Origin of the sequence: Blastopirellula marina, from assembly GCF_002967715.1 — a bacterium.
GTDB classification, from domain to species: domain Bacteria; phylum Planctomycetota; class Planctomycetia; order Pirellulales; family Pirellulaceae; genus Bremerella; species Bremerella marina_B.
Genome location: NZ_PUIA01000030.1, coordinates 106,735 through 115,266 on the forward strand (window position 1 = coordinate 106,735; position 8,532 = coordinate 115,266).

The window sequence follows — 8,532 nt, forward strand, 5'->3', positions numbered from 1 at the left end:
CTCCGCTAACGCTTCTCTTCGGTCGAAGCCTCTGAGAACCTCGCTTCGCGCGGGGAGAGCTCGCCTCCCTGTTTCTCGGTCAGAATGCCGTAAAGCTCGGGACGCCTGCCGCGGATCCAGCGCCGGCCGGTGCATTTGTCCAACAGGCTCAGATCCAAGTCGGCAATCACGAGCGAATCTTTCGGCTGGTCTACTTCTGCCACGATCCGGCCATAGCAGTCCAGGATCATCGCATTGCCGGTTCGCACTTCGTCGTCGTCCAGACCAATTCCATTACTAAACAGAATGAACATGCCGTTATCGTGCGCGCGTGCCGGCAACCATCGCAGCAGCCACTCGCGTCCCTTGGGGCCGTTCACCTCGTCGGCCAGTCGCTGAGGATCGTTCTCGCGTTCGAGCCATACCTGGGGATCGATGCGTCCCATCGCGTGCGGACTTCGCGAAGCCGTTCCGCCGGTTTGATGCGGGGCAAGCAAGATATCGGCCCCCAATAGCGCGGTCGCCCGGGCATTCTCGACCAGGTTGTTATCCCAGCAAATCAGCACCCCGAGCTTACAGCCCAAAGGAGAATCGAACACCGTGTAACGATCGCCGCTGCTCATATGAGCACTGATAAAGCAGTGCAGCTTCCGATGTGCATGCACGCTACCATCCGGCATGGCCACGGCGTATGTGTTGTAAAGCTGCCCGCCTGAGGCCCGCTCGATGAGCCCGGCCCCGATGATCATCTGATACTTCGCAGCGAGCTGCACCAGGGCGGCCGTCGATGGTCCGTCAGGCACTTCCTCGGCGAGCCCATCGATCGTATCACGATCGAGACTGCGCACATGCCAGTAGCCGGTCAGGCACATCTCGGGAAAGGTGATCAACTGCACGCCTTGCTCGGCTGCTGATGCGACGAACCGCTGGACGGTGACCAGGTTGGCGGCTTTATCACCGGGGGCGTGCTGAAACTGAACGGTCGCGGCGCGAAGGATCATGGCAGGCGTGGCTTGTCGGCAGGGTAGGTCGCGCTGACGTGGCTGGCCAGGCGGAGTTCCGCTTGCGGAATCGTATTGCGGATCGCCAGCGGAATCGGATCGACGATTTGTTTATCGCGGCGGGCTACCAAGTAGCCGCGGATGATATCAGAGCGTTGGTTCTGCATCAGGTAATGTACCCACAGCCACGACTCAGCGTAGTCGGTGCTGGTCATTTGCTCGGGCTTGGCCAGCGTGGCCAGGCGTTCCAGGTCAGGCTGCCACTGGCCTCGGTTCATCCCATCGGCCAGCCAAGGAAGATGTTCGCGATTGAGTCGTCCCGGCACGCCAGCCACTTCGTAGTATTCGGCCAGCCCTTCATCGAGCCACAAGGGGAGGGTACCGACCGACGAGTTCAAGTATGCGTGCGTCAGTTCATGCCGCAGGTCGGAAAGCACACTCTCGGACCAGATCGCATAGACATAGTACTCGCCCCGTTCGACCACAAACAGTGCTCGGCGGCCGTTAAGCTGCGGGAAGTGCTGCCGGGTGAACTCGGCGAACGTGGTCCCGTCACGAAAGATGCGAACGTGGATCTTGTCGTTCGAGAAAGGAATGCCCAGGTCGTCCCGCAATTCCATCTTCAGGTTCCGCACCTCTTGCAGCACCTGGCTATCGTCCTGCAAATCGAAGTCCGCTTCGATGTGCAGTGGAACATCATCGACGAACGCCGGCGGAGCATCGTGAACCTGGTTGTTCCACATCGCACAACCAATCGAAAGCAACGCGCAGCAACTAATCAACAGTGCCAGGCGAAGTTCGATAAGTTGCTTGAAGCAGGCCATCCGTGGTCCTTAGTCTTGTCCCCGCTCCCTCGCAGGGAGAGGGATGATTGTCGATACAACGACCGTGATCGCAATCGAATCTTAGCCCCAAGGGGGCGACATGTAATAGCCAGGGGCGTAAGCCCCTGGTCACGTATCGCATTACCAAGTGAGCCCCAACGGGGCGGCATAAACTTTAATCTTGAGTGCTATGTCGCCCTTTCAGGGCAAACTTCCTACATGGCACTCTTTCCAGGGGCTCACGCCCCTGGCTATTCCATCCCGCCCCTTCGGGGCTTCGGAAGTGACTTACTTACCCAACCGTTTGAGCGTCGATCAACTGGTCGAGCTCTTCCTTCAGTTTCTCGAGCACTTCTTCATAGCCAAACGCGCCCAGTGGCTCGCCGCCTCGCTTTAGGTTCACGAAGTTCGGGCCGCACCATAGGCCGAGGTCGGCGTCGTCGGTTTCGCCAGGGCCATTCACGCGGCAACCCATCACGGCGATGGTGATCTTATGATCTTTGGCATACGTGGTCAGCTCTTTCACCTTGGCGGCCAGGTCGACGAACGCTTCGTTCTCGACGCGCGAACAACTCGGGCAGCTGATGATGTTGAGCGTCTGCAATCCGTAATCGACCACCGTTCGCACGCGGCCGGCAGCGATGTCGTCCAAAATCTTGCGGCCAGCTTCGATCTCTTCTCCCTTGCGAGAGTTCGGAACCGTCAGCGAAACGCGGATCGTGTCGCCAATACCAGTGCCAATCAGCTGCTCGAATGCGATGCGTGTTTTGATGATCCCATCAGGCGGCATGCCGGCTTCGGTTACGCCCAGGTGCAGCGGCACGTCGGGGCGTTTCTCGGCAAAGCGGCGATTCACTTCGATCACCTTTTGCGGGTCGCTATCTTTGAGCGAAACGCAGAAGCGGTGGAAGTCTAGCCGATCGACCAGGTCGCAGTGCTCCCAGGCACTTTCCAGCATCGGCGTGATCGAGTCGTCTTTTTCGTAGAGGGCCAGCTTGGCCGGGTCGACGCTGCCGCAGTTCACCCCAATGCGAACCGCACAGTCGTTGTCCTTGGCGATGCCAATGATGTACTCCACCTTTTCCTGCCACGGCTTCTCGCGCTCGTGGTGGTAAAGGTGACCCGGGTTGTAGCGGATCTTGTCGACGTGGGGAGCGACCAGTTCGGCCAGTCGGTAGTTCTCTTGCAGGTCGACCGAAAGATTGCCTGAGGTTTGCTTGCGAATCTCGGCAAGTGCCTCGGCATCCTTCTTGTTGTCGACGGCAATCCGGATGACATCGGCCCCTGCCTTTTCCAGGTCGGTAACCTGGGCAACGGTGGCGTCGATGTCTTGCGTCTTGGTCGCCGTCATGCTTTGAACGGCGATCTTATGGCCCGAACCGATTTGAATGCTGCCGATTGCGACACTGCGCGTCGGATTGCGAACGATTTCCAACGTTGTAAACTCCCACGGTTGAAAGACTTTTGCTGTATTGTCTACAACCGCGGTACTTTTGGCAACATCACGATCTGTTAAGGTTTTTACGCCTTGTAGTTGATCGGGTAGTCGTCCCGAACCACCTTCGTCAGAGCTTCGACAAAGAAGTATTCGCCGAACATCACCGACTCGTCCACGCCCAGGTCTTTCTCGGTGTGGTAGACGCCGTGCTTCAGAATACCTTCCCAGCCTTCGTCATGGATGGCCAGGTATTCCGGCTGAACCAATGCATCGAGCATGGCCAAGGCAGTTTCCTTATATTGCGCCGCTTTCGCAGAATCCTTCACCTGCCGGCTCAGGTCTAACAAGCCGGAAGCGGCGATCGCTCCGGCGGAAGTCTCTTTCTGGGCACCCCAGGGGGCTGGCTGGCTCAGGTCGGCATCGAAGTCCCAGAACGGCACCTTATCTTCCGGCAGGTTGGCGATCCAGAAGTCGGCGTTACGCATCGATACTTCCAGATACTGTTGGTCACCCGTCAGTTGGTAGCACTTAGAATACCCATACAGCGACCACGCCAAACCGCGGGCCCAGGCACTGTCGCCGCGCAAACCTTGGTGGGTGGTTTGCTCCAGGAATTCGCCGGTTTCCAGGTCGAACATCCCTTCGTGCGCCGTCGAGCCGTTCTCGCGGACGATCGTGTCGCGGGTAGTCTGACAGTGGTTCACTGCTCGCCGCATCAGCTCTTCGTCCCCTGTTTCGATCGCCGCGTAGAAGATGATCGGCACGTTCATCATGATGTCGATGAACAGCGAGTCGTCCGACACGAAGCTTCGCAGGTACTGTCCTTTTTCCTTGAAACGCATCGCCAGCGTACGCCCGGCCTGAACCAGGACGTCGTGCAGATGCTTATCGCCGGTCAGCTGGTACCACGGCAGGTAGGTGCTGAGGAAAATGAAACCCAGATCGTGCACGTCGCGGTCGTGCTGACGGTGTTCCAACAGCGCCGAGTAGTGCTCGGCCTTCTCGCGCCAGGCCGGGTCGCCGGTCCGCAGGTGAAACTGCCACATCATCCCGGCGTAGAAACCAGCACACCAGTCGGTCCACAACTCTTTGTCATGCCGCCACTTCCCTCCTTCGGTGTAAATGGGGAAGTAATCGGGATGCTGCGCGGTGGTCGCGGCGACCTGCTTTTCGGCGAACTTCAGGGCGCTGGTATACTGCTCGATGCGCTGGTCGGTCATGATCGTGCGAAACTCTTACAGGGACACGGGATAGGGGCGTAAAGTCGAATACCGATATCGGCTATAATGCGAAGGTGTGGTGCATACTAGCCCCAGTCCCGCTGCCCGAAAAGCGACCCGGTCAAGGAACGTTAGAAAATTTCGATGTACGACCCTGTCTTTCATATTGTGCTGTACGCCCCGGAGATCCCTCCCAACACCGGCAACATTGGGCGCATGTGCGTGGCCACCGGCAGCAAACTGTGGCTGATCGAACCCCTCGGCTTTCAGGTCGACGATGCCGCCCTTCGCCGCGCCGGCATGGACTACTGGCAGCACCTCAATTGGGAAGTCGTCCCCAATTGGCAGACCCTCGACGACCGCCTTAAGTCCAATCGCAAGTGGTACTTAACCAAGACCGCCAAAAGCAGCTATCACACCGTCAGCTTCCAGAAAGGAGACGCGTTCGTCTTCGGTTGCGAGTCGAAAGGCCTGCCGCGCGAGCTGGTCGAAGCGAACCAGCAGACCGCCATTTCGGTCCCCATGCGAACCGACGTCCGCAGCTTGAACCTGGCGGTAACCGCCGGCGTGATAGCCTACGAAGGGGTCCGCCAGCTGACCCTGGCCAGCGAATATTCTTTACCAATTGGGGAGTCTCCAATTGGGTAAAGCACCCCTGAATTGCCAGTCAGCCTAACTTGAGGCAGCCAAACATCCTTCGCGGATTGATCTTTCCTGATAGCTGTCTTTTCCTCACAATAGCCCGCGACCCATCGATCCACTACCGGCCAAGCATCGCACGGAGGCGAAATGAGGCCCAAGCTCGTTGTTGATTACCTCGTCTATCTGATCGTTCGCCTGTTCATCTGCACGGTGCAGGCCACGCCTCTTTCGGTCTGCGCCCAGGTCTCCAAATTCCTGGCCTGGCTGGCCAGCGACGTCCTGAAGATCCGCGGCAAGCTGGTCGATTCGAACCTGGCGCATGCCTTTCCCGAGCTTTCCCCGCCAGAGCGCAAGAAGCTGGCCCGCCGCAGCTGGTACCACTTGTGCCTGATGGTCTGCGAGATCGCCCACGCCCCGCGCAAGCTGCACGATACCAACTGGCACAAGCATATCACCATGCGGAACATCCACATCCAAATCGAGCAGGCCCTCGGCCGCCGCCCGGTGGTGGTGCTGCTGGGTCACTTCGGCAACTTCGAGGTGATGGGCTACTGCACCGGTATGCTCGGCTTCCCCACGTACACCGTGGCCCGTCCGCTGGATAATCCATTCTTGCATAAGTGGCTCGAAGAGTTCCGCAGCAGCACCGGCCAGATCATCCTGCCGAAGCAGGGAAGCGCCCCGTACATCGAACAGGTGCTCAACCAAAACGGAACGCTGGCCCTCCTGTGCGATCAAAACGCCGGCCCCAAGGGGTGCTGGGTTGAATTCATGAACCGCCCGGCCTCGTACCACAAAGCGATCAGCGTCTTCTCGATGACCAGCGGTGCCCCACTGGTATTCCTCTACATGCGCCGCACCGGCGGCCCCATGCAATTCGAATTCGGCGTCGAAGGCATCTACGACCCCGCCACAGCAAGCGAAGCCAAAGGGGTGAAAGAAGTCACCCAGTGGTACAACGAAATGCTAGAGCGAGTCGTCCGCCGCGACCCCGAACAATACTGGTGGGTGCACAACCGCTGGAAAGACGAACGGCCAGCGAAGAAACGGGAACAGGAAGCGAAGCGACTGGCCGCGGAGAAGGTGGCTGCGGCTGCTTAGAACCTGCCCAATACACTCCGTGTGCCTCTGGACAGTGCAATGCGCCCTCAATCAATAGCCACTTGTGCCTTGAACTACTGGCCACCATACCGGCAACGACACCCAACAGCGACAACCCCAGGCCCACGTAGATAAGCTGCGGCATCCAGGGCGCGAACAGCCCCTCATACGTGATGATCGGTTGCCGCGACTTACTTCTATCCGCGTGCACGTGCAACACGGCCACTACCAGGACGACCGTCCCCAGGCCGCTGGCCAGCGGGGCCAGAAGGTGCCAGCCCAAGATGCTCGCGGTGCTCGATGCATGGGAAGGTTGAAAGGATTCGTGCGGAGACTGGTAAGGATTGTCGGTCATACCATCTTCGCCCCACGCCAAGAGCATGCCACCGCGTTTGTGGGCATGGCTCAGATTTGCTTCGATTCACGTTACTTCGTGATGTCGACTCGCACCAGCTTCATAATTCGCCCGGCGACGTTCCAGTCTTGCACGTATAGGTTCCCCTCGGCATCCCAGAACGAACCGTGCGTTCCGCTGAACTGGCCTTCTACCCACTTATCTTGCGGGACGTTGTAGTTGCGGCCTTTCGCGGGATCGGGGTTGTTGCCGAGCACGGCGATGATCGTGTTGTTTTTGTCGAGCACGACCAGACGCCCGTGCAAATCTGGCACCGAGACGAAATCGCCTTGGATGGCGACCGAGGTCGGCATGCCCAGGCCGGTCGTTACTTCTTCGATGAACTCGCCGTCGAGCGTGTAGTGCAGCAGGCGGCCTTTGGGTTGGTGGTTGCGATCGCAGATCAGCAAGCGATTCGGTTCGTAACGCGTATCGAGCGTCATGCCGTGGGCCGTGTTGAACTGCTTCATGCCGTTCCCCTTCTCGCCGAAGTGCATCACGTACTTGCCATCTTTGTCGTACTTGAAGATATGGTTGGTGGCGTAACCGTTGGACAGATAGATATCGCCGCTGGCGGCCACAGTGATCGCGGTCGGGTTGAACTTGATCTTGCCCAGGCCGGCTTCCTCTGGGGCCTTGAGCCGCAAGACGATCTCGCCGGTGTGGGCATTGAACTTAATCCCTTCGGCGTCGTTATTGCGGGCACCGTAGATGAACTCGTTGTCCCCTTCGGCGCGGATCTCCATGTCGTGGATGTTCGAGTAGTCTTTCCCCAGGTAGCTTTGAATCACGTTGCCGTCCGGCGAAAAGATAAAGACCCCGGCCTGAGCGCTGGTATAGATGTTGCCGGCCTTGTCGATCACCACCGAACCGTGGCACGGGCCAATCGCCGAATGCCCATCAGGACGCAGGCCCCAGCCAGGAACCGTGTCGAAGGTCATCAGCCCGCTGCCCATTCGCACCGGCTGCTGCTTCTCTTCCGCCAACAACGAACAGGCCGACCCAACGGAAACGACAATCGCCAGAAGCAACGAAAGAACACGCATGATAGAAACTCCGAGTAGTTTGTTCGGTGGTTATTCGACGGGAAATTCACCGCAGTCGCGCATCAGGAACCAATGACAGACCGCAGCAACAGGAAAAGGAAAATCGGCAAGGGAAGTGCAGGGGGCCTGGCAACCGCCGAGCCGCCAAACACCAATGGCAATTCGGGCAGACGAGAAGCCTTTCCCCAGCATAACAAGACTTTTTGCCTATTGAATCACCTGTCTAGGAAAATCTTTCTCCTCACTGCATTTTGCTGGCGACGACTCAGCAGCACGAGAGCATTCAAGCGCTCGCCAAACAACCGCTCGCCAAGCTCAGGCCGACCTTGTTGCCCACCAACACCAAACACACGATTGCCAAACGGGCATTTCAATTTCGGGCAAAGACTACGTTCCCGCCGACAAAGATGCCCAACTGCGATTACTTTGCCCAAGCCTGAAACCTCCCGTCCTCTCACCCCGCCGGAGAGAGGGCCAGCATGAGGGTCAAACCAAGTACCAGCTCTCAAGTTCTCAATAAAAAAGACAACTGCGGATCACGCAGACTTACGCGGATAAGACCAGGCAAAAAACTCTTCCAAAAAATCTCCCCCAAACATTTGACATGTATACACATGTTCACATATCTTAGGGGAACCCCTGCGATTCCCCCTCGAATCCAGGACCCGGAAACAGATCCCCCGGGTGCCACGCCCAAGTCTGCTTGGGCGTGCGAACACCATTTCCACTCAACCCACAAGAAAAATGTCCCATTCCCACGAACAACCTGAACAACACGGAGCCGGCCATCACAGCCAGACTCCGCAGGTTGCCGTGCGCGATGGGAACCGCATCATCTGCCCCTGCTGTGGTGAGGTGCTGATGGTCATCCCCGATCGCCCGATCGA

At 58.3% G+C, this 8,532-nt stretch carries 7 protein-coding genes; 2 read left to right on the forward strand and 5 right to left on the reverse strand.

Annotated elements, in window-relative coordinates; genetic code table 11:
* Positions 1–5 precede the first annotated feature (5 nt).
* The 4 genes from C5Y96_RS09755 to C5Y96_RS09770 form a co-directional block, all read right to left on the reverse strand.
* Positions 6–980, reverse strand: coding sequence for a nitrilase family protein (locus C5Y96_RS09755; RefSeq protein WP_105352558.1), 975 nt, complete (start codon positions 978–980; stop codon positions 6–8).
* Positions 977–1,804 (reverse strand): DUF1570 domain-containing protein, encoded by an 828-nt coding sequence (locus C5Y96_RS09760; RefSeq protein ID WP_105352560.1) that lies wholly within the window; start codon positions 1,802–1,804, stop codon positions 977–979. Before C5Y96_RS09760 ends, C5Y96_RS09755 begins: the two co-directional genes overlap by 4 nt.
* 292 nt (positions 1,805–2,096) lie before the next feature.
* A complete protein-coding gene (gene ispG / locus C5Y96_RS09765) occupies positions 2,097–3,239 on the reverse strand; it encodes a (E)-4-hydroxy-3-methylbut-2-enyl-diphosphate synthase (RefSeq protein ID WP_105352562.1) in 1,143 nt (380 codons plus the stop codon).
* A gap of 86 nt (positions 3,240–3,325) precedes the next feature.
* Positions 3,326–4,462 (reverse strand): glycoside hydrolase family 88 protein, encoded by a 1,137-nt coding sequence (locus C5Y96_RS09770; RefSeq protein ID WP_105352565.1) that lies wholly within the window; start codon positions 4,460–4,462, stop codon positions 3,326–3,328.
* Between the two features lie 144 nt (positions 4,463–4,606).
* Here C5Y96_RS09770 and C5Y96_RS09775 point away from each other — a divergent pair, with 144 nt between their 5' ends.
* Positions 4,607–5,110, forward strand: coding sequence for a tRNA (cytidine(34)-2'-O)-methyltransferase (locus tag C5Y96_RS09775; RefSeq protein WP_105352567.1), 504 nt, complete (start codon positions 4,607–4,609; stop codon positions 5,108–5,110).
* A 141-nt stretch (positions 5,111–5,251) separates the two neighbouring features.
* Positions 5,252–6,205, forward strand: coding sequence for a lysophospholipid acyltransferase family protein (locus tag C5Y96_RS09780; protein WP_105352569.1), 954 nt, complete (start codon positions 5,252–5,254; stop codon positions 6,203–6,205).
* Positions 6,206–6,631: 426 nt separating this feature from the next.
* Here C5Y96_RS09780 and C5Y96_RS09785 read toward each other — a convergent pair whose 3' ends face one another.
* Entirely contained in the window at positions 6,632–7,645 is a 1,014-nt protein-coding gene (locus C5Y96_RS09785; protein WP_105352571.1) for a 6-bladed beta-propeller, read from the reverse strand.
* Positions 7,646–8,532: the final 887 nt, after the last annotated feature.